Raw genomic sequence first — 18,120 nt, 5'->3', positions numbered from 1 at the left:
CTTCGGTTATTGTGGCTTGACTCCGATAAACAGCAGATGAGAGGAAGCACCTAGGATATACGGGTCTTCTGCAGCCTCCATAACACGGTTCAGAAACCGCTGATATTGCTCTGGACCGCGGCCCCGCCAGTATGCCCACTGTTCCTCGTTCATAGACTGCACCACGCTGCCGGATGCGATTAACTTCACGCTGTCGAAGCCATGCTGCTCCATGAAGGGACGAATTTCATCAATCGGAAAATAATAAGCTCCCGTAAACCGGCCATCATCGCTGTGGTTGAATACACCCGTTCTCATAAACTCATCAATGCCGTCCATCGTATCATTCGGCTTCCAGGACTGCGGATGCAGCAGCGAATTGATCAAATGCCTCGTCCGGGACATAAAGGCGACAAATACATGGCCGCCGGGCTTGACCACCCGAAAGAGCTCCCGGGCCACCTGGTTCCGGTCTTCCTCCTGTTGAAGATGGTACAGCGGCCCAAGCATCAAAACAGCGTCAAACCGCCCGTCTTCAAATCTTCCAAGATCTCTTGCATCGGCCACGTGGATCCCCTGGAACCGTTCCTCCAGCTTGCATTCCTTCACCTTGCCGGCCGCGAGGCCGACGAGGCGCGGAGACAGGTCGGTCAAGGTCACGTCATAGCCTTCCTGCGCCAGCGCAACCGCATATTTGCCCGGCCCCGCCCCGTTGTCGAGGACATGTGTTCCCGGCTTCAAATACCGTTTAATGAAATGGAGGTTGACCATAAATTCGACCGGCTCCCGTTCCAGTCTCCCCCATTCATCAAACTGATTATAGTAATCGATTATGCTGCCCATCTTTCCGCTTCCTTTCCATAGACGGATTCCCGTCCTTCCTATTTCAGAGCTTATCCCAAGCCAAACCGGTTTCCAGAACCGCCTGGCCGGCGATATCCAGCGTTTTTTCAGAGACGGGACTTCCACCCATTTTTATATAAAATTGACGCGCCGGATTTTCCTTGAGCACCCATACGTACATGGAACCGAAGCCGTTCTCCCGGAAGGCTTGGATCAGCGTGTTCACCAGCAATCTCCCGTGTCCGCTTCCCTGATGTTCCTGAAGCAAATATAAGGCGTAGATTTCCGCATCATACCCGGCCTCTTCCTCCGGGCATTTTCCCCCTTGTATAAACCCGGACACCCGTCCGGCTTCATCCTCGGAAACGAATGTCCACAAGTCCTTATCCCCCCGGCTTAGAAGCTGCTTCCACCGCTCCATCCGGCTCTCCACCGTCAGCTGATCCAGATAGGCGTCTGCGATCATGCCTCTGTAGGTCGTTTTCCAGCTTTCCACGTGGACCTTGGCCAGCACCGGGTAATCATCATAAACAGCCTGTCTGATGCTCATACGGAAAATCTCCTTTCGCACAGTACATTCCAATGCATCCATTCTCCTAGCGTTGATCAGCCTCGAAAAAACTTGATCACCGTCTGACTTGCCATTATAATAAAAAAACAAGAACAAATGTTCTTGTTCGGAATTCTTCGATCTTCGCTATGTACATACATACCTGTAATAATGGAGGAGATAAAACCATGAATCCCTGCTGCCAAAGCGCGCTGCATCATATAGACGTGGCAATCCGTTCCATTCTCGAGATCATGGACGGTCTGGATGAATGCGATCTGCCGAAGCGGCCGACCCCCGGCAAATTTTCCGTAGGCGAGCTGCTGGAGCATCTCGCCATGCTGCCGCTCGCCGATTCGATCATTTCAGACGGCGCCACTCAGGAAGAGATGGCTGCATTTTACAGCCGGACATTGTATTCGACGAGCGCGCGCATCCGCCAAGCCTTTCAAGATAACTATGAATCCCTTGTTCAAAAATACGGCTCGCTGACGGAAGCCCAGCTTCAGGAAGAGGTTTCCTCCTACTGGGGGGCATCATATACTCGGTTCGGCTGGCTGCTGGAAATTTTGGCGCATTTATACCATCACCGGGGTCAGCTTCATTCCATGCTCGTGCATGATTTGGGACATGACCCGCGCGTTTCTTTATTTGAGTAATACATAACTTTTCATTCGGCTGCGGCGTTGGACCATAGGGCTCCTCACGTTACGTTCTAGGACGGTCCCTTGAGGAAGTGCCCGGTAAGGTTACTTCCTCAAAATGTTCAACGACCGGGAAAGGGTCGTAATAGTGATGCAGCAGCCCTTTCCACCGAGCATAAGATTCGGACTGCCTGAATCCATCCGTATGGTCCTCAAGGGTTTCCCACTTCACGAGGAGGAGGTATTTGTTTGGAACCTCCATACAGCGCTGAAGCTCATGACCGATGTACCCTTTCATGGAAGATATAATACCCGAAGCCTCCCGGAAGGCTTGCTCAAATGCTTCGCCCTGCCCCGGCTTCACCTGCAGCATCGCGGCTTCCAAAATCATATCATTTCCTCCTGACTGATCATATGGTTGAAATAGAGGTTTTGCGTCAGCTCCAAACGGATCAAATAAAGACTGCTCTTTGCCAACTTCATCACGCGTCCTGAGACGCGCCTACACTTCGAGGTCAAGCACAAGCTCTCCATTTATAAATTGACCGGTCTCTTTAAAACCCAGCCCTTTGTACAGTCGGTTTGCGGCTGTATTGTCGGGAACATGCGAGATTCTGATAACAGTACAGGCCGGATGCTCTTTTTGCTTGCGAAGGACGGCGGATAATCCCGCTTTGCCGTAACCTCTGCCTTGATAATTACGGTCGATCATGAACCTGACGATCCAGAAGCAGCCGTCTTCCGGATACGGCTCCTCATCGAACAGCGCGAATCCTACCATGAAATCACCTGCATAAATCGCGTAGGGATAGCAGGTTTTCTCCTCGGCCGCCTTTTGCAATGAATTTAGATTTGAAGCCACAAATCTCAACTGGTCATCCCTGGGACGAAGCTCGATGCACTGCTGGCGGATATCGTCGGTAACGGGTTTTAAATAGACAGGATCCATACAGCCACCTCCTATCTACAGCTTCTTGACGGATTCCGCGATCGTGATCTGTTTTTCCTGATCCCACACATCATGGATTTCAAAGGTTATGTTCTCTTCCTCATTTATTCCGGAATATAACATCCTGCGTGATTTCCGGGGCCATGTCGTAGGCTGCACCCAATCCCTTTTCCTCAATAGCTTGTCTCGATACCCGCTTTAGCGTAATCGACCCGGTAAACTCCGATCGGAATAAGGGCAGGCTGACCGCCACGCAGCCTTCGTCCACCCATCGGGCCTGCAAATGCTTGAGCCCGGCGATCTCTGTCTCGATCCCTTCACGGTACCATGGATGCTCCTCATCTCCGGACACTCCTGGCTCATTGAGACATACGTACAGCGACAGGCTATCGCACAGCTTCAGCAGGTTAAAATGGCGCTCCACCCGGCTGGCGTCCAATCCGCTGAGCTGACTTTGAATCCGTTCCTGCCGAAGGAGCTCTTCCTTGTAAAACCGGGCGGCTTCCGGTTCTTCCGCATAACGGATCTGCTGGAACGACGCATAGTGCATGCTGCAGAGCAGACCTGCATACGGATCCATCGCTTCCGCCTCATCCAGGCCGGCTCGGTACGAAGACAGCTTAGGCTCAAGCGGATAGTTGATAAAGGAAAACGGGCTGCTGCTTTCTGAATCCCATAACGGATTCTCGTCCAAATATCTCCAGCCGCGATCGTGCTGGGTAATGGCCAGCACCGCAGCTTCACGATCCGATCCTGTCGGCATCCACTCCGGCAACAAATGCTCTGCGATCTGTCCCGATAACTTGGCATGATCATGCTGGCGAATCAGGACGAAGCCTTCCGGTTGTTCTCGGACAATCATCACATTCACCCTCCATCGGTTGATGTTTTTACTAATATTAACTTTTTTCAGCCCATTTTCCCAGCAAAAATTCACTTGTGGATCGACAACCTTCCCCGGCCTTGCACCACCAGCAGAAAAAAACCTCCAACCGGAACATTCCGGCTGGAGGCTCAATATCACATGGGGAAGGGGAAGAGCTGGTGCAGATGTTGGTATTGCCAATTAGAAATCAGAGGTAGCGATTTGAATCGTACCGAACACCGGACCGGCAGCTGAAGCCAGCAGAGCGGCGACAAGCAGACGTTCCACTGACAGCGTCAAGCTGTTTGCCGCCGGGATCGTATAAGTGACAACAGGGGCGTTGACGCGGGTGATGACAAGGTCAACCGGAAAAGCCGACGTGTTGTTCACCGTGACGGCAGCATTGATTCCGCCGGCAAGATTCTCATAGAACGACTTGCCGACACCAGCGGCTAGCGAGTAGAACTGCTCTGGTAACAAAATAGCCATGTGACATGACCTCCTTTACCATTTGATAGATTATCCTATGCTTGAAATCTATCAATGCAACGATACTTGCCGCTAGATTGAAACACATTTTAATAGACGCCCAGCCCTGCAATGACGATACTGACCGCTTTCTGCAGGTCTATTCTTTATATCAAATCCAGACGGAGCCGGACCATATCCTGCACTTGGATTCCGTCTTCATAGAATACTTCCTCGTAGTGTCGTATAAAAAACCCCGGGTCCACGCCCACGATCCGGAAACCGCAGCGTTGATAGAGTTTCAATTGAGGAAAGCTGGAGTTGGCTGTGCCGATTTCCACCGCATGCGCTCCCTGCCTCCTGGCTTCTTCGACCGCGTTTTCGATCAGCATTTTGCCGATCCCTTTGCCCTGCAGGTCTTCCCGCACAGCAATATTGACGATTTCAACCGTTTTCGGATGCGTATCGATCAGCACATACTCTCCCGCCAATTCGCCGTTGAGGTAAGCTCCATACCCCCTGCCCCTGGCGACGTAATCCTCAACCATCTCTTTGGATGGATCAGCAAGCAGCAGCAGGTCATAGGGGATATCCTCGCCGATTCCCCACGGTTGAATGGTTATTTCCATCTTGCAAATCACCTCTTTCATTCTCATGAGCCAAGCTTCTGAGTTGGCATATGCCATATGTAAAGTTTTCCTTTCCACCCTGGGGGCCGCTTGCTACAATAGAGAAGCTAATGCATCAGGACGGAGGATTAATCAAACCATGCGGTTACTGCATCAGGTCTCGTCAGAATGGAATCGCCTCAACCGGAATATCCGGCTTTTTTTTCTTGCCAATTTGCTGTATCAGATCGGGACAGGCATGTTCTCGGTGCTTTACAATCTTTACGTGCAAACGCTGGGTTACCCCGATACGATGAACGGCACCTTGGTGAGCGTCCAGTCGTTTGCGACGGCGCTTATTTTCATACCGATCGGACTGCTGGGGGACCGTACGAGCCACAAGCTGCTCTTAATGACCGGCGCATTGTTTACAGGTCTGAGCTTCATGGGCAGGTCGCTGGCCAGCGGTGAATCCGCTCTGATCGTCCTGTCCGCTGCAGCCGGCCTGTTTGCGGCCTTCTTCCAGGTGATCGCCGTCCCGTTTCTGGCCGGGAATTCGGACAAGAAGCAGCGGCTGAAGCTGTTCAGCTACCACTTCTCCCTCGTGCTGGCCGCCCAGGTCATCGGCAGCAGCGGCGGCGGTTACCTGGCCGATGTGCTCCAGTCCGCCGGCTGGAGCAAAATTCAGAGCCTGCAGGCTGTGCTGTTCACAGGGGGAGCCGCCAGCGTGCTTGCCTTTGTGCCCTTGCTGCTGGTCCGGCAGAAGCCGGCTGTCCAAAAAGACGCTTCGGCCGTTCCGCTCTGGCCTGCCCTGTCCCATCCGCTCCCATCTTCAGCGCGGGAGGACTGGAGCGCCATCGCCAAATTTACGCTGGCCCAGCTGATTGTCGGCCTTGGCTCGGGACTGGTCGTGCCTTATCTCAATCTGTACTTTACAAACCGCTTTGCCGTATCCCTTACGGCTGTCGGCATCCTGATTTCACTCGGCCAGATCATGACGATCGTGTCGATGCTGATCGGCCCGTCGCTGGCAAGCCGCGTCGGACCGGTCAAGGCCGTGGTGCTGTTTCAGATGATGTCCCTGCCTTTTTTGCTGCTGACCGGTTTCACCAACCTGTTCGCAGTCGCTTGCTTCAGCTTCCTCTTCAGGCAGGCACTGATGAATGCGGCCAATCCCATCCAGTCCTCGATCACGGTTGACCGGGTATCCGATGCCCGCAGAGGGATCGCCAACTCGATGACGCAAACTGCATTCATGCTCGGCTGGGCTACAATGGGACCTGTCCAGTCCCATTTGCTTACCGCATTTGGGACGTACTGGGGCTATGCGCTGACTTTCAGCATGACCGGCATCCTATATATCAGCGCATCGGCCATCTATTACTTTATGTTTAACGAGCGCAAGCAGAAATCCGCTTCTCCGCAGGCGGCTAACCAGAACGCTCCAGCCTGAATGCCATGCACCACTACCTGCAGGAACCTTCCAGCTGCATCACCGTCCCCTCAAAACCGCAAGAATGGGCCGGTGCATAGCGGAAGGAGCTCCTGCAGTTTGTTTATAGTCAGCGTCCCTTCCGGCAGGAGCGGACCCGATTCAGCAGGCGTAGTGAGCAGCAGTACGGGACGCAGACCTGCTGCAGCGGCGCCCTGCGCGTCCTTTTCGGGATGGTCACCCACAAACCAGCAATTCTCCGGACGGGCCTGCAGCCTGCTCAGCGCCATTTCGTAAATTCGCCGGTCCGGCTTCTTGACCCCCGCCTCTTCCGAAACGATAACCGCATCGAAATAGCCTCTGAACTGCACCTGGTCAAGCTTGGCATACTGGTTTCTGGCCGAGCCGTTCGTGACGCACCCGATCCGGACTCCCCTGCTTTTCAGTTCCCGCAGCACCAGTTCCGCTCCGTCCATTGCTACGGTGCAGGAGGGAAACTCAGCGAACCAATAAGCGAGCAGGTCTTCTGCTGTCGTCGCCTCCTCACTCATTGGCAGTGCCCGCCTCATTTCCTCATACAGCTCCCTTTTTTCCCGATAGCCATTCCGGTCTGCGGCACGCAGCTGTTCCACCAGCCTCAGGCGATGCTCAGGGTTGTGCACGGCGGCAAACCTGTCGATAAATTTTCGTGAAAACTGCTCGAACGCCTGTTTACGGTTTACCAGCGTATTATCCAAGTCGAACAGAACGGCTTCCATAACCTCTACTCCCCCTAGTTAAAAAAACGGAAATGATCCAACTGGGTTTTGATTTGGTCGAATTTCTTCCGCACCGCACCCCTGTGATCGGGCAGCAGGGGAATATGGGCCATGTCCGCAATCCGCTCCGCTACCTGGCTTACCGACAGCTCAACGGTATCGATATGCTCCCGGAAGATGTCTTGGGATAGACTTTCAATACAGCGTTCGGCCTGCTGAGCACCCCATGAGTTTGATCGTTCCCCCCGGCTTTTCAAGCGCTGCAGGATGACTTCGCGCGGAGCGCATAAAGCAAAATGCTTCACGGTCATGCCGTCCGAGCGCAGCCGGCCGACGATTTCTTCAAAATATACCGGATCGACCACGGTCATTGGAGCGATGATGACTCCGTCGTATTCACAAGCGATGTGCTTCAGCATGGCATGGTTGAATTCCCGCCATAACGGATATTCCTGAAAATCGGGCTTCTTGATGCTGGGCGGAATATTTTTGCGGATAAAATACCCTGCATTCTCTGGATCGTACACGAAAGAATGCGGTATCCGGTGGTGAAGCTCGAAGGCGGTCTGCGTTTTTCCTGCGCCAAACGCGCCGTTTATCCATAGGATCATCCATCATCCCTCAACTTTGACGATATTTTGGAGATTTGCTTCTCACATCCGTTCCATTATACACCAAAAAAACCGGCGGAGCGCCCCGCCGGTTTTTCCCACTCCACATGCAGCAGCCTCCCCGGCTAATCCCGAAGAGGCTGATGATGTACTATGCTGCACTTCCGCTGCTCATCCCGTAAATTCCTGTACCCACTCGTTATTATAAAAGGCGATTCCGATATGGGAGTAGCTTTTGTTCAGGATGTTGGCTTTGTGTCCTGGGCTGTTCATCCAATCCTGCATCACCTGCTGAGGGGATGTCTGCCCGTTGGCGATATTCTCTCCGGCCGAGTTGTACGTAATCCCGTATTCCTTCATCATGTCGAAGGGAGATCCGTGAGTCGGGGAGTTATGGTCAAAATACTTGTTGTCATACATGTCTTTGGCTTTGGCCATTGCCATGTTGGACAGTTTGGAATCCATGCTGAGTGCACCCAAACCTGCTTTGGAGCGTTCCTGATTCACCAGATCGAGCACTTGTTGAGCATATGCTGAGGCATCACCACTTGCAGAGGTCTGTTGATTGTTCGTACCCGAAGGAGCCTGGTTTTTGGGGGTACCTGCAGGAACCTGATTGGCTGGCGTTCCCGTTGGCGTACCGGTCGGCGTTCCCGTTGGTGTACCGGTTGGCGTTCCCGTTGGTGTTCCCCCTGGGGTGGTTGGAGCTCCGGTCCGCGTACCGGATGGCGTTCCCGCAGGCTGCTGCGGCGAAGTTCCGGGTGCCGCTCCTGGCTGCTGAATCAGATTAAGCAAATCCGAGGTCAGATCGTTTTGTTTTACTTGTTTGACGGTCAAATGAGACTTGCCGCCTCTGTCCGTGGACGTTGATGAGGCTGAAGTGACGATTTTTCGGGTCGGAGCCGCTTGATTGATATGGCTTGTACGGTTCGTCTGCTTGGTGGTCACCTGCTGGCGCGCCGTTGAAGCGCCGTGATCCGCGCAGCCTGTAATCAATATCAGAACGGCGATCATAACGATTTTTTTCATATGACGAGTGCTGCCTCCCTAATACGGTTGAATGTAAGATACCAGCTTAATTTTTCCGAATCAAAGAGGATTTATACCGGCAAAGTATGCTTATCCGGCGTATGGGTATAGTAACTAAAATATAATGATGATTCCAACGGAGAAGAACCTGACATGAATTCAACGAACCAGAAACCGACAAACATCGATCCGAATCTACCGCTAAGCCGTCATCTGGTAGACAATGAGCACATGCTAAAAACGATGTTCGAGCGCTGCTCGGACGTCATATTCCGGGACGTTACCCTGCAAGGAGACACCAAACTGCTGTTTATTTACGTAGACGGTATGATTGACAAGGATATCATCCAGTCGGTCATCCTGAAGCCGTTAATATACGAAGGAATCCCCCAGGGGGTCGGCCCCATTGACAGCATTGCGCAAATGTGTGATCAACAGCTGTTCGCGGTACTGCAAACGAAGAAGATCAATACGTTCCGCGATGCGGCAGATGATATTTTAAAAGGTAACTTGGCCATTTTGGCAGACGGTGAGGATTCCGTTCTGCTGGCTGAAGTCTCACAGTATGAAACAAGATCCATCGAGGAACCATCCACAGAAGCAGCCCTGCGCGGAACCCGGGAGAGCTTCACCGAATCGCTGCGGACGAACACAACGATGCTGCGAAGAATCATCGTCACGCCGAGCCTGAAGATGGAATCCTTTCAAATCGGCAAGCTGACCCAAACCGAGGTCGTACTTGCCTATATCGAGGGAATTGTATCTACTTCCATGCTGGACGAGGTTCGCTTAAGGGTCGAGAAGATCGATCTTCAAAGCGTGCTGGAGTCTGGGTACATCGAGGAATCCATTGAGGACACCCATTTCTCTGCGTTTCCGCAAATGCTGAGCACCGAGCGGCCGGATGTCGTTTCCGCAGGGCTGATGGAGGGACGGGTGGCTATATTGGTTAATGGATCTCCGATCGTCCTGATCGTGCCGATGACGTTCTGGGACGGACTGCAAGCACCCGACGATTATTACGAACGGTTTATGTATGTCACATTGAATCGGTGGATTCGTTATTTGTTTGCCCTGTTTGCCATCCTGTTTCCGTCGGTGTACATTGCGTTGACCACCTATCACCCGGAGATGGTCCCCCCCAAGCTGATGCTAAGCATTACGGGACTTAGGGAACAGGCTCCATTTCCAACCGTCATCGAAGTATTTATTATGGAATTTATGTTTGAAGGACTGCGGGAAGCAGGGATTCGGTTACCCCAGCAAATCGGTCCGCTCGTCAGCATCGTCGGGGCTTTGGTCATCGGACAGGCTGCGGTACAGGCCGGGATCATCTCGGCGCCGATCGTCATCGTCGTATCGGCTGCCGGTATATCGTCATTTGTGATCCCCCGTTACCGCTTCGGCTACCCGATGAGGATGCTTCGCTTCCCGCTGCTTGTATTATCCGGCATCTTCGGACTCTTCGGCACGGCGGTTGGCATGATCGCCATCTTGTCCCATCTGATCCATCTCAGTCCGTTAGGGATGCCGTATCTTCAGCCCGTTGCTCCAACCAGGATAAGCAGGGTGAAAAATGTATTTTTACGTTGGCCTAGAAAACGCACGAGTAAGCGTAAACTTGATTGATAAGGCGGAAGATACCTATGAAAAAAATCTTGATTATTTTCTGCTTATTGTTCCTCGTGGCTGCAACCACGGGCTGCTGGAACCTGAAGGAACCCAACCAGCGTGCTTTTATTATCGGCGTCGGAATGGACATGACCGAGGACAAGGAGTTGGAGATAAGTTCCGAAATCGCTGTACCCGCGGGTTTGGGCAGCAGCCAGGTTACGGGTGCGGGCAAGAAAAGCACATTTACGGTCGTAAGCGCGAAAGGAAAGAATTTTATGGATGCCGGGCAGCATATGCAGGCTGAGCTGTCGCGATCCTTATTTTATGCTCATCGACAAACAATTCTAATCGGTCATCGTATGGCCGAACAGGGATTGGATAAATATCTCGATATGATCATTCGCAACCCGAAATCGGAAATTCGTTCCGTTATACTCGTTGTTAAGGATGGAACGGCAAAAGAAGTCATCCGTGCCGAGCCTACGTTTGACCCTTTCATTAGTACGACACTTGGCAGCCAGGAGTACTCCCTTGGCATAAAGCCCTACTACTATCGGATGTTTTTATGCGATGCCCTCAGCGAAGGAACCCAGCCGATCGTGCCTTCCATCAAAGCCGATCCTTCCCGAGGGTATGTATACGCCGGCTCGGCTATTCTGGACAAAGATCATGGACTCAAGCTCATCGGTTACCTAGATCCGGAAGAATCGATGTATGATAACTGGATGATGGGTAAGCAAAAAAAACTCATGGTCACCACTTCCATCGGAAAGGGAAACGACACCATCAGTTTAGAATTACAATCCCTAAAGCACCGAACGCAGATAAAAATGGTTAAGCACATGCCTCAAATTTATATCTCGCTTCATGGCGTCGGAAGTATAGTCGAAAACAATTCTTCGTTAGATCCTTCGAAGGACGAAGATCTCATAAAAATACAGAATAAATTCAGCCAGAAAGCAGAGGATACGGTCCGCAAACTGGTCGATAAGGCGCAGCACCAATATAAACTCGATATTTTTGGAATCGGGGAACAAATACACAAGCAGCACCCTCGGGAATGGAAATCGATCAGACCGCATTGGCACGAGTCGTTCCCCGAGCTGCCGATCACCGTTTCGGTTCATCTCCGGTACAGGGATCCGGGTCAAACCAATTCTTCACTGTAGGGTATTAGAATCAATAAGAAAGCTGAAGTCACATTCGCAGAAAGGAGGAGAAGCTATGAAGCTGACCGGATCGCAAATCTTTTGGACCTTAAGCACAGTGGAAGTCGTCATGGCCGTCTGGTTAAGAGTGTCGCCTGCCATCGAAACAGCCAAACAGGACGCCTGGATATCCATCATCGTTGCGTGCGGTATCGGGTTGGCCATCACTTATCTGGTCACCCATGTCAGCCTTCTCCATCCCGGACAAACCTTGACACAATTCAGCCGGAAACTGCTTGGCGGCTGGATCGGAAGAATCGTCATCCTCCCATATTTCGCTGCCTGGCTTCTGTTATCCGGGGATGTGCTCCGCGCCTTTGCGGATTTCATCCATCTGACGATCCTGGACCGGACTCCCGTCTGGGTTCTTATGGTCATGATGCTGACTTTGGCCATTTATCTGACCGGTATCAGCGGGATAACCGGTATCGGCCGATTTTGCGAAATGGCAGGGCCCGTGACGTTTGTTATTTTAATCATCAGCTTCCTGCTGAACGTCACCAACGTAAAGCTGCTCCATATCCTGCCGGTGGTCGGGGATTCAAGCTTGCAGGAGATTTTCAAGGCGTCGCTGCCGCCCGCTTCTTTTTTCGGGGAATCATTTATGCTGCTGGTCCTCCTAGCGTTTATATCCAGCTATAAAAAAGCTTATGCCAAAGCACTGTCCAGCGTTGCATTCGCCGCCATCATGGTCATGTTGGCCACGATCATGGTGCTGCTTGTATTTGGACCTCATGTGTCAAAAGAGCTGAGGTTTTCGTATTTTATGCTGGTCCGCTCCATTAACATCCTGAACTTTATTCAGAATCTTGATGTATTCGTGATCTTCATTTGGATCTTTGGCGTGTTCGCCAAAATATCCCTTTACTTGTTTATCACAAGCTATGAGATGGCTCAGTGGCTTCCGATCAAAAATTGGAAAAAACTTATGTGGTTTAGTGCACCGGCCATCTTCATCATCGCGCTGTTGATTCAGAATGAAGCGACCATCGTCACGCTCCAGATGCTATGGGAGCGGATTGTCATCCCGGTCTGCGCGATTGCCATTCCGCTGCTTCTGTGGATGATAACGGTCATGAAGAGAAAAATGGCGAAAAACTGAGTCAGTTCGCTCCGTTCACGCCTCGATTTTGGTCGCAGTTACGATCGGCTGGTAAAAACCGGACTGCTCGGGCATAAACCACTCCACACGCTGGAATCCAGCCAGCTGCAAAAAGTTGCTCAGCTCGCTTCGCTGAACTGCCCGGTACACGGCTGTATAGCTTTCCGTCTTCCACGTCCCCAGATGATCCTGCACAATGAACTGCCGGGTCGTATATGTCGTTCCGTCATCCGACCAATCCCACACCTGAAACACGATTCGCTTTCCATCATCGAAAATTCTAGGGGGTGTAGCGCGGGGCCGTTCCCGGATCAGGCTGTCATAGTCGCGGATCGTGATAATGACCATCCCGCCCGGAGCGCATTTGTTGTAAAATTGCCGGCATGCGCTCAGCAGGTCCTCGTCCGTAAGTAAATGAGGTACCGCATTGTCTGCGGTAAAGACGACGTCAAAGGTGCCGGCAACATCCTGCTCGAGCGTCCTGAAGTCCGCCGTTCCGAATCGGATCGACAGTCCCATGGCTTCCGCTTCCTGACGGGCCCGCTCCACAGAATTCGGACTAAGATCCGTCGCCGTCACGTCGAATCCATACTGGGCAAGCCCCAGGCTCTGCGTTCCGATGCCGCATGAGGCATCCAGCAGCCGAATTCGGCCATTTCCGAGAGATTGAAAACGGGAGCGGACCCACTGGCCCCAGAATTTCCCTTGATTAGTCACCGTACGTTTCCAATCTTCGTAAATCAAATGGTATGACTCTGCCATACCGTCATAGAAATCCTGCGTAGACGGTTCCATCGATATCCCCTCCCTTAATTAATCCAGGGTTGTTAAATCATAATGGATAAACTGTTCGTCCCGAACATATCCGCTTTGTTCGTACAGCTGCTGGGCACGTACATTCGTAACCGCCGTGGACAAGGACAGCCCCTTCGCCCTGGCCAGCTTGGCGTACCCCTTGGCCGCTTCAAGCAGCAGCCGGGCGATTCCCTGCCTGCGGTATTCCTCCCGAACATACAAGTCATTCAAAATATAGGAACGTTTCATGGAGATGGAGGAAAACGCCGGATACAGCTGGGTAAACCCGGCGATCCGGCCCTGCTCCACATCCTCGGCGATCAGGATGACCGATTCCCTATGCTCCATTCGTTCGAACAAGAAGGCGGCCGCCCCTTCAACGTCCGTCTCCTGACCATAAAATATCCGGTATAAGTCAAAAATGGCGGCAAGCTCGTGCAGGTCCTCGAGTCCCGCCTCCCGGATCGTAATGCTTCTTTGGGACATCGTATGCTTCCTCCTCATCGTGTATTACTTGTCTGTGATATGGCCGATCCATTCGTAATCCTAAGCAAGCGTGCGGTCCCCCCGCGAATTAGGCTGGGAGTAGACCATAAATTCGACCGGCTCCGCCGATCGGTTCATGACCTGGTGCACCGCTCCCGGCTGCACCCTCATTCCCTGATGGGCAGATAACGTATGCACCGTACCTTCGATTTCAATATCGAGTGTGCCAAACAACACGAAGAAAAACTGCCCCGCTCTGGCGTGATAATGCCTTTGCTCACTTGTCCCCGGCGGCATTCGCTCGTGAATGATGCTAACCGTCTCTTCATCAACCAGCCGCCATCCGTCACAATCGTTCCCCCATACGTAATGCTCCGCGTTGTCTTTGCTGATCATACCGTGTTCACTCCCCACTTGTTTGCTCATGATGTACCAGCCATCCGTTCGTTCAGGATATTCATGCTCCTCAGCGATTTCATAGCCCAGCTTCCGGTAGAACCGGAGGTTTTCTGGAAGCGACAACCTGACCCCCAGCCGGATCTCGGAATAACGAAGCTGTGCAGCGAGTTTCTCGAAATGCTTCATGATGGCCTTGCCCAATCCCCGGCCGCGGGCCTCGGGAATGACAGATAGCCTCCCGACGTACAAAAAGGATTCTCGGAAGAAATACTGCGCCGAGCCTACAGGCTTGTCACCGGACCAAATAAGAAGGGCCCCGCCCCCATGTTCGCTGATTTTGTTCAGGATCGTTTCGGTATTCTCCGACAAGGCACCTGAGGGCGGATGGAGCCGGCCCCGATATTCTTCAAAAGCCAGCATCATCGTCTGGTGAACGAGCTCTATTTCATCCGTGCTCGCGATTCTGATTTCATAATTCACCTGGTTTGCCCCTTCCTGATCGTCCTTACCTTCGCTTTCATCATATATTTGCGGACAGCAAGGAAGCAATCAGTAAAATGAGGCATGCCCCGAAATCCGACCGCCGGGAGTTCAACCTGCCCATACGTCCTTCACATAGTTTCCTGCCGATTCGAGCCCGGCAAGCCACCCGGCTGCTTCTTCAGGGCTCGCCCTGTGTTTGTCCCTATAGGAGCCCATCAGCGTCTCTTCTACTTGGAGTGCCATCCGGGAGCCGTCGCCGCAAATGTACAGCTTAGCCCCAGCCTCGAGCAGCTTCAGCAGCAGCTCGCCGTCCTGTTTCATCAGATGCTGGACATAGCATTTATCCGTGCCCTCCACTCTGGAGAAAGCCGTATGAAGCGTCACTACGCCGTCCTTTTCCGCCTGCTCAAACTCCCCGCGGTACAAGTAATCATGCTCCGGATGTCTGCAGCCAAAGTATAGATGAGCCTCGCCCAGCGCCTTTCCTTCCGCTTGCAGGACCCGTCTCGCCTGGATAAAGCCTCTGAACGGAGCCACGCCTGTGCCCGGCCCTACCATGATCATCGGTGTAGCGGGATCCTCCGGCAGCACAAAGCCGGATTCAGGAGATCGGACGAACATCAGCACTTCGGCCCCAGGGTCCTGTACGGCCAGGTAGTTGGAGGCGATACCGCAGTACTCTCCCTTACCGCTCCATGCCTCACCCCGAACGACACCGACTGTAATGCTGGCTGTACCTGGGCTGACTTTGGGCGAGCTGGAGATGGAGTAATATCTCGGCTTGAGCGCCGGCAGCAGCTCCAGAAAACGCGCAAACGGCAGCTCGCAGGCTTCATACTGCTCAAGCAGGTCAAGCATCGTAACCCGCTTCGCCCGAATGTTGGTTTGGAACGCGCCTTCCTCAAGCATGGCCTCCAGTTCCTTAGCATGCGGCGGACATACCGTGTACGATGCCAGCTCCCGAATTTGGGCACGGGTGGCCGGTTCCTGCAGCTCGACGCTGCGTGCCAGCAGTTCGTCCAGCCGGATCGGCACTCCTGTCTTCAGGTGAGCGCTGTGTTTTCCGTCTGCCGTCAGAATCAGGTGCGCCGAGCCGTCCAGCTGGAATCGGCGGAGCACCCGTCGCACCAATGGCTCAGAATTGACCGGGAGCACGCCCAGATGATCCCCTTCGCGATAAGCCGTACCCTCCGGTAGAGCAATTTCGATGTGCTGCGTGACCCTTCCGCTGTCTGCGTGCTGAAGATTGCAGCTGCGCACGATCCGCCCGGATACGGCGTGGTAGGTCTCCGCAAGCGGCACGGCTGCCACGCCCTGGACAAAGCGCAGCGACAGCGTGCTCCGCTTGGTGTCGCGGACGTGCGAGACCGGGAGTCCCAGCGCAGGCATCAAATCCGGCCATAAGCGCTCCGTCCAGTCGTCCACTTCCCGTTCAAAATCGCCGCTGGCATCGCTCTCCCCGCGCGGAAGGAGCCGATTTCCCCCTTTGGCGGCCAGCTGCTCATCAATCAGGCGCGGGATCCGCTGGTACGTGCTGGCCCAATTGTGATCCCCGCAGCCGAATACGGCGTAGCGGACGTCCCGGAAGGCGGAAGGATCGGCGGTTTCCAGCCATTCCATAAACGACTTGGCGTTGGAAGGGGGCTGGCCGTTATAGGACGCCGTTACGATAATTACTGCCCCCTCCTTCGGAAGCGCGCCGGCATAGTCGTCCAGGGGACCGACCTGGCTGTCGAATCCCTGGTACCTCGCGCGGTCAGCCACCTCCCGGGCGATGCCTTCCGCGGTGCCCAAATTGGAGCCGTACAGGACAAGCAGCGGCGTATGATGTTCATTTGCAGCCAGTGAAGCCGGCTTGTTGGATTCGCTGACAGCGGCTTCTACGGTCTCGGCGCTGCCGTAACCCACCGGGATCAATGCGCCTTTTCGGCTGCGGACACGGATCCGGAATCCTTCCGGTTTTAGCGTAAGCGTCTCTTTAACCTTGAGTTCGTAGTGGCCGGCGTCCGCCAGGTCAAAATACTTCAGCACCAACCCCAGCACCAGCGTGGCTTCCTGCAGGGCGAACTGCTGGCCGATGCACGCCCGCTGGCCGTTGCCGAACGGCTTATACGCATCATGCGGAACCTTGCTAGGATCCTCGAACCGCTCGGGTTTGAATACCTCCACGTCATCGCCCCAGACGCGCACGTCTCGGTGAAGTCCCGGAATGAGCACCGTCACGCTGTTGCCCTGTTGGATTGGATAGGTTCCCCCAATCATCGTATCTTCTTTAGCGTACAGCGAGAAAGCCGGTGCTGTCGGCCATAACCGCAGGGATTCGCTAAGAACCATCCGGACATATTTCAGATCCCTTACCTGTTGATACGTCGGTACGGGATCTTTCAAAACACGGTCAACTTCTTCCACGGCCTTGCGCAGCTTATCGGGGTTTTTCATCAGAAAATAGATCGCAAAGGAGAGCAAACCGCTGGTCGTTTCATGCCCAGCGATCAGGAACGTGATCATCTGGTAGCGGATATTTTCATGATCCAGCCGCTCCCCCGTATTTGCATCAACACCGTCCAGCATATGTGCAAGCAGGTCATCCTCATCCCCGCCATGCGCCTTGCGTTCCCGGATCAGTTCATCGACGAGTGAAAACATCGTCTGGATATCCTCTTGAAACTGCCGCTTCTTCCGGATCATAAACATATCCTGGATGCCCAGCCGGTGAAGCTGGTTCATCCCTTCGTCTAGCGCCCGTACCATCGCATCGATAAAAGGGTGATTGTTTTCCCGGTAAAAGCTGTTAAAGCGGTAACTAAACCCGCACAGCCCGATCGTGTCGAGCGTCAGCCGGGTCATATCGGCAGGAACGTCCACCGTTTCGTCCGGGTTCAGCCTTCCCCATTTTTGAATCAACTGCATGGCGATATCCAGCATTTTCGTATGATAACCCTGCATGGCCCGCTGGCTGAAGCTGGACAGCAGAATGTTATGGGCTTTTTTCCAATTGGGTTCCTGGGTTGCGCTCGTAAAAAGGCCGTCACCGGCAAATGCGCGCACGTTCTGCAGCGGAGCCCAGATCCTTTTGTCAAAACGCTTTTCGTCGCAGGCGTCCTTCACATATTCATGGCCGGACACATACAGCTCCCTGCGGCCGCCGGGATATTGGAACTGAAAGATCGGTCCGAGCTCCGCGGCGACCTTCACCAACGATTGCACCGGTGCGGCGGAATCCAGCAAAGGCAGATTGCCTAAAGGTCCGTAGGTTTTAGGTTGTGGCACCTGAATGGTTTGCGTCATGGTTATTCC

The 18,120-nt window shown here is 53.4% G+C and carries 19 protein-coding genes; 5 read left to right on the top strand and 14 right to left on the bottom strand.

The window, feature by feature from the left end; all coding sequences use genetic code 11:
• Positions 1–6 precede the first annotated feature (6 nt).
• Both IAE55_RS16920 and IAE55_RS16915 read right to left on the bottom strand, forming a co-directional pair.
• Positions 7–822, bottom strand: coding sequence for a class I SAM-dependent methyltransferase (locus IAE55_RS16920; protein WP_200633309.1), 816 nt, complete (start codon positions 820–822; stop codon positions 7–9).
• A 43-nt stretch (positions 823–865) separates the two neighbouring features.
• Complete coding sequence (locus IAE55_RS16915) at positions 866–1,372, bottom strand: GNAT family N-acetyltransferase (protein ID WP_200633308.1); 507 nt, start codon at positions 1,370–1,372, stop codon at positions 866–868.
• Between the two features lie 188 nt (positions 1,373–1,560).
• On the opposite strand from IAE55_RS16915, the gene IAE55_RS16910 reads away from it, so the two are divergent.
• Complete coding sequence (locus tag IAE55_RS16910) at positions 1,561–2,031, top strand: DinB family protein (protein ID WP_200633307.1); 471 nt, start codon at positions 1,561–1,563, stop codon at positions 2,029–2,031.
• A 49-nt stretch (positions 2,032–2,080) separates the two neighbouring features.
• Here the strand turns inward: IAE55_RS16910 and IAE55_RS16905 are convergent, their stop codons facing one another.
• The 5 genes from IAE55_RS16905 to IAE55_RS16885 all read right to left on the bottom strand — a co-directional run bounded on the left by IAE55_RS16905 (position 2,081) and on the right by IAE55_RS16885 (position 4,927).
• On the bottom strand, positions 2,081–2,407 hold the full coding sequence (locus IAE55_RS16905) for an antibiotic biosynthesis monooxygenase family protein (protein ID WP_200633306.1): 327 nt from the start codon (positions 2,405–2,407) through the stop codon (positions 2,081–2,083).
• A 111-nt stretch (positions 2,408–2,518) separates the two neighbouring features.
• Positions 2,519–2,965 carry a GNAT family N-acetyltransferase gene (locus tag IAE55_RS16900; RefSeq protein WP_145156829.1) on the bottom strand — a complete coding sequence of 149 codons (447 nt, stop codon included), beginning with the start codon at positions 2,963–2,965 and terminating at the stop codon, positions 2,519–2,521.
• A gap of 100 nt (positions 2,966–3,065) precedes the next feature.
• Complete coding sequence (locus IAE55_RS16895; protein ID WP_145156828.1) at positions 3,066–3,827, bottom strand: DUF3891 family protein; 762 nt, start codon at positions 3,825–3,827, stop codon at positions 3,066–3,068.
• A 204-nt stretch (positions 3,828–4,031) separates the two neighbouring features.
• Positions 4,032–4,319 carry a hypothetical protein gene (locus IAE55_RS16890; RefSeq protein WP_076167812.1) on the bottom strand — a complete coding sequence of 96 codons (288 nt, stop codon included), beginning with the start codon at positions 4,317–4,319 and terminating at the stop codon, positions 4,032–4,034.
• Between the two features lie 146 nt (positions 4,320–4,465).
• Entirely contained in the window at positions 4,466–4,927 is a 462-nt protein-coding gene (locus tag IAE55_RS16885; protein ID WP_076167814.1) for a GNAT family N-acetyltransferase, read from the bottom strand.
• Here IAE55_RS16885 and IAE55_RS16880 point away from each other — a divergent pair.
• Positions 4,914–6,359 carry an MFS transporter gene (locus IAE55_RS16880; RefSeq protein WP_325168651.1) on the top strand — a complete coding sequence of 482 codons (1,446 nt, stop codon included), beginning with the start codon at positions 4,914–4,916 and terminating at the stop codon, positions 6,357–6,359. The genes IAE55_RS16885 and IAE55_RS16880 overlap by 14 nt on opposite strands.
• A gap of 50 nt (positions 6,360–6,409) precedes the next feature.
• Here the strand turns inward: IAE55_RS16880 and IAE55_RS16875 are convergent, their stop codons facing one another.
• From IAE55_RS16875 to IAE55_RS16865, 3 genes are all read right to left on the bottom strand, one after another.
• Positions 6,410–7,096 carry an HAD family hydrolase gene (locus tag IAE55_RS16875; RefSeq protein WP_200633305.1) on the bottom strand — a complete coding sequence of 229 codons (687 nt, stop codon included), beginning with the start codon at positions 7,094–7,096 and terminating at the stop codon, positions 6,410–6,412.
• Positions 7,097–7,110: 14 nt separating this feature from the next.
• Positions 7,111–7,707: an AAA family ATPase gene (locus IAE55_RS16870; protein ID WP_200633304.1), complete on the bottom strand. Its 597-nt coding sequence runs from the start codon at positions 7,705–7,707 to the stop codon at positions 7,111–7,113.
• A gap of 171 nt (positions 7,708–7,878) precedes the next feature.
• Positions 7,879–8,736, bottom strand: coding sequence for a CAP domain-containing protein (locus tag IAE55_RS16865; RefSeq protein WP_234489614.1), 858 nt, complete (start codon positions 8,734–8,736; stop codon positions 7,879–7,881).
• 153 nt (positions 8,737–8,889) lie between these two features.
• Between IAE55_RS16865 and IAE55_RS16860 the strand changes: the two genes are divergently transcribed.
• From IAE55_RS16860 to IAE55_RS16850, 3 genes are read left to right on the top strand one after another with little or no spacing between them, the layout of a single operon-like run.
• The gene (locus IAE55_RS16860; protein ID WP_200633303.1) at positions 8,890–10,365 is read left to right on the top strand and encodes a spore germination protein; all 1,476 of its coding nucleotides are present in this window, start codon (positions 8,890–8,892) and stop codon (positions 10,363–10,365) included.
• Positions 10,366–10,382: 17 nt separating this feature from the next.
• Positions 10,383–11,519 (top strand): Ger(x)C family spore germination protein, encoded by a 1,137-nt coding sequence (locus IAE55_RS16855; RefSeq protein WP_145156824.1) that lies wholly within the window; start codon positions 10,383–10,385, stop codon positions 11,517–11,519.
• A 55-nt stretch (positions 11,520–11,574) separates the two neighbouring features.
• On the top strand, positions 11,575–12,660 hold the full coding sequence (locus IAE55_RS16850; RefSeq protein ID WP_145156823.1) for a GerAB/ArcD/ProY family transporter: 1,086 nt from the start codon (positions 11,575–11,577) through the stop codon (positions 12,658–12,660).
• A gap of 15 nt (positions 12,661–12,675) precedes the next feature.
• Here IAE55_RS16850 and IAE55_RS16845 read toward each other — a convergent pair whose 3' ends face one another.
• The 4 genes from IAE55_RS16845 to IAE55_RS16830 form a co-directional block, all read right to left on the bottom strand.
• Positions 12,676–13,455 carry a class I SAM-dependent methyltransferase gene (locus tag IAE55_RS16845; protein WP_200633302.1) on the bottom strand — a complete coding sequence of 260 codons (780 nt, stop codon included), beginning with the start codon at positions 13,453–13,455 and terminating at the stop codon, positions 12,676–12,678.
• A gap of 18 nt (positions 13,456–13,473) precedes the next feature.
• Positions 13,474–13,926, bottom strand: coding sequence for a GNAT family N-acetyltransferase (locus IAE55_RS16840; protein ID WP_145023129.1), 453 nt, complete (start codon positions 13,924–13,926; stop codon positions 13,474–13,476).
• Positions 13,927–14,001: 75 nt separating this feature from the next.
• Positions 14,002–14,820, bottom strand: a complete 819-nt coding sequence (locus IAE55_RS34270; RefSeq protein ID WP_145156821.1) for a GNAT family N-acetyltransferase — start codon at positions 14,818–14,820, stop codon at positions 14,002–14,004.
• Positions 14,821–14,931: 111 nt separating this feature from the next.
• Positions 14,932–18,111 (bottom strand): bifunctional cytochrome P450/NADPH--P450 reductase, encoded by a 3,180-nt coding sequence (locus IAE55_RS16830; RefSeq protein ID WP_200633301.1) that lies wholly within the window; start codon positions 18,109–18,111, stop codon positions 14,932–14,934.
• Between the last annotated feature and the right edge of the window lie 9 nt (positions 18,112–18,120).

The sequence above is a fragment of the Paenibacillus sp. S28 genome, assembly GCF_016624415.1.
Classification (GTDB): domain Bacteria; phylum Bacillota; class Bacilli; order Paenibacillales; family Paenibacillaceae; genus Paenibacillus_AQ; species Paenibacillus_AQ favisporus.
The sequence above is the reverse complement of the archived record's forward strand: the minus strand, read 5'-3'. Positions and strand labels throughout refer to the sequence as shown.

What these genes read in the sequence shown, in the direction of transcription:
- IAE55_RS16920 (WP_200633309.1), bottom strand. Translation starts at nt 822, where the DNA reads ATGGGCAGCATAATCGATTACTATAATCAGTTTGATGAATGGGGGAGA.
- IAE55_RS16915 (WP_200633308.1), bottom strand. Translation starts at nt 1,372, where the DNA reads ATGAGCATCAGACAGGCTGTTTATGATGATTACCCGGTGCTGGCCAAG.
- IAE55_RS16910 (WP_200633307.1), top strand. Translation starts at nt 1,561, where the DNA reads ATGAATCCCTGCTGCCAAAGCGCGCTGCATCATATAGACGTGGCAATC.
- IAE55_RS16905 (WP_200633306.1), bottom strand. Translation starts at nt 2,407, where the DNA reads ATGATTTTGGAAGCCGCGATGCTGCAGGTGAAGCCGGGGCAGGGCGAA.
- IAE55_RS16900 (WP_145156829.1), bottom strand. Translation starts at nt 2,965, where the DNA reads ATGGATCCTGTCTATTTAAAACCCGTTACCGACGATATCCGCCAGCAG.
- IAE55_RS16895 (WP_145156828.1), bottom strand. Translation starts at nt 3,827, where the DNA reads ATGATTGTCCGAGAACAACCGGAAGGCTTCGTCCTGATTCGCCAGCAT.
- IAE55_RS16890 (WP_076167812.1), bottom strand. Translation starts at nt 4,319, where the DNA reads ATGGCTATTTTGTTACCAGAGCAGTTCTACTCGCTAGCCGCTGGTGTC.
- IAE55_RS16880 (WP_325168651.1), top strand. Translation starts at nt 4,914, where the DNA reads ATGGTTATTTCCATCTTGCAAATCACCTCTTTCATTCTCATGAGCCAA.
- IAE55_RS16885 (WP_076167814.1), bottom strand. Translation starts at nt 4,927, where the DNA reads ATGGAAATAACCATTCAACCGTGGGGAATCGGCGAGGATATCCCCTAT.
- IAE55_RS16875 (WP_200633305.1), bottom strand. Translation starts at nt 7,096, where the DNA reads ATGGAAGCCGTTCTGTTCGACTTGGATAATACGCTGGTAAACCGTAAA.
- IAE55_RS16870 (WP_200633304.1), bottom strand. Translation starts at nt 7,707, where the DNA reads ATGATCCTATGGATAAACGGCGCGTTTGGCGCAGGAAAAACGCAGACC.
- IAE55_RS16865 (WP_234489614.1), bottom strand. Translation starts at nt 8,736, where the DNA reads ATGAAAAAAATCGTTATGATCGCCGTTCTGATATTGATTACAGGCTGC.
- IAE55_RS16860 (WP_200633303.1), top strand. Translation starts at nt 8,890, where the DNA reads ATGAATTCAACGAACCAGAAACCGACAAACATCGATCCGAATCTACCG.
- IAE55_RS16855 (WP_145156824.1), top strand. Translation starts at nt 10,383, where the DNA reads ATGAAAAAAATCTTGATTATTTTCTGCTTATTGTTCCTCGTGGCTGCA.
- IAE55_RS16850 (WP_145156823.1), top strand. Translation starts at nt 11,575, where the DNA reads ATGAAGCTGACCGGATCGCAAATCTTTTGGACCTTAAGCACAGTGGAA.
- IAE55_RS16845 (WP_200633302.1), bottom strand. Translation starts at nt 13,455, where the DNA reads ATGGAACCGTCTACGCAGGATTTCTATGACGGTATGGCAGAGTCATAC.
- IAE55_RS16830 (WP_200633301.1), bottom strand. Translation starts at nt 18,111, where the DNA reads ATGACGCAAACCATTCAGGTGCCACAACCTAAAACCTACGGACCTTTA.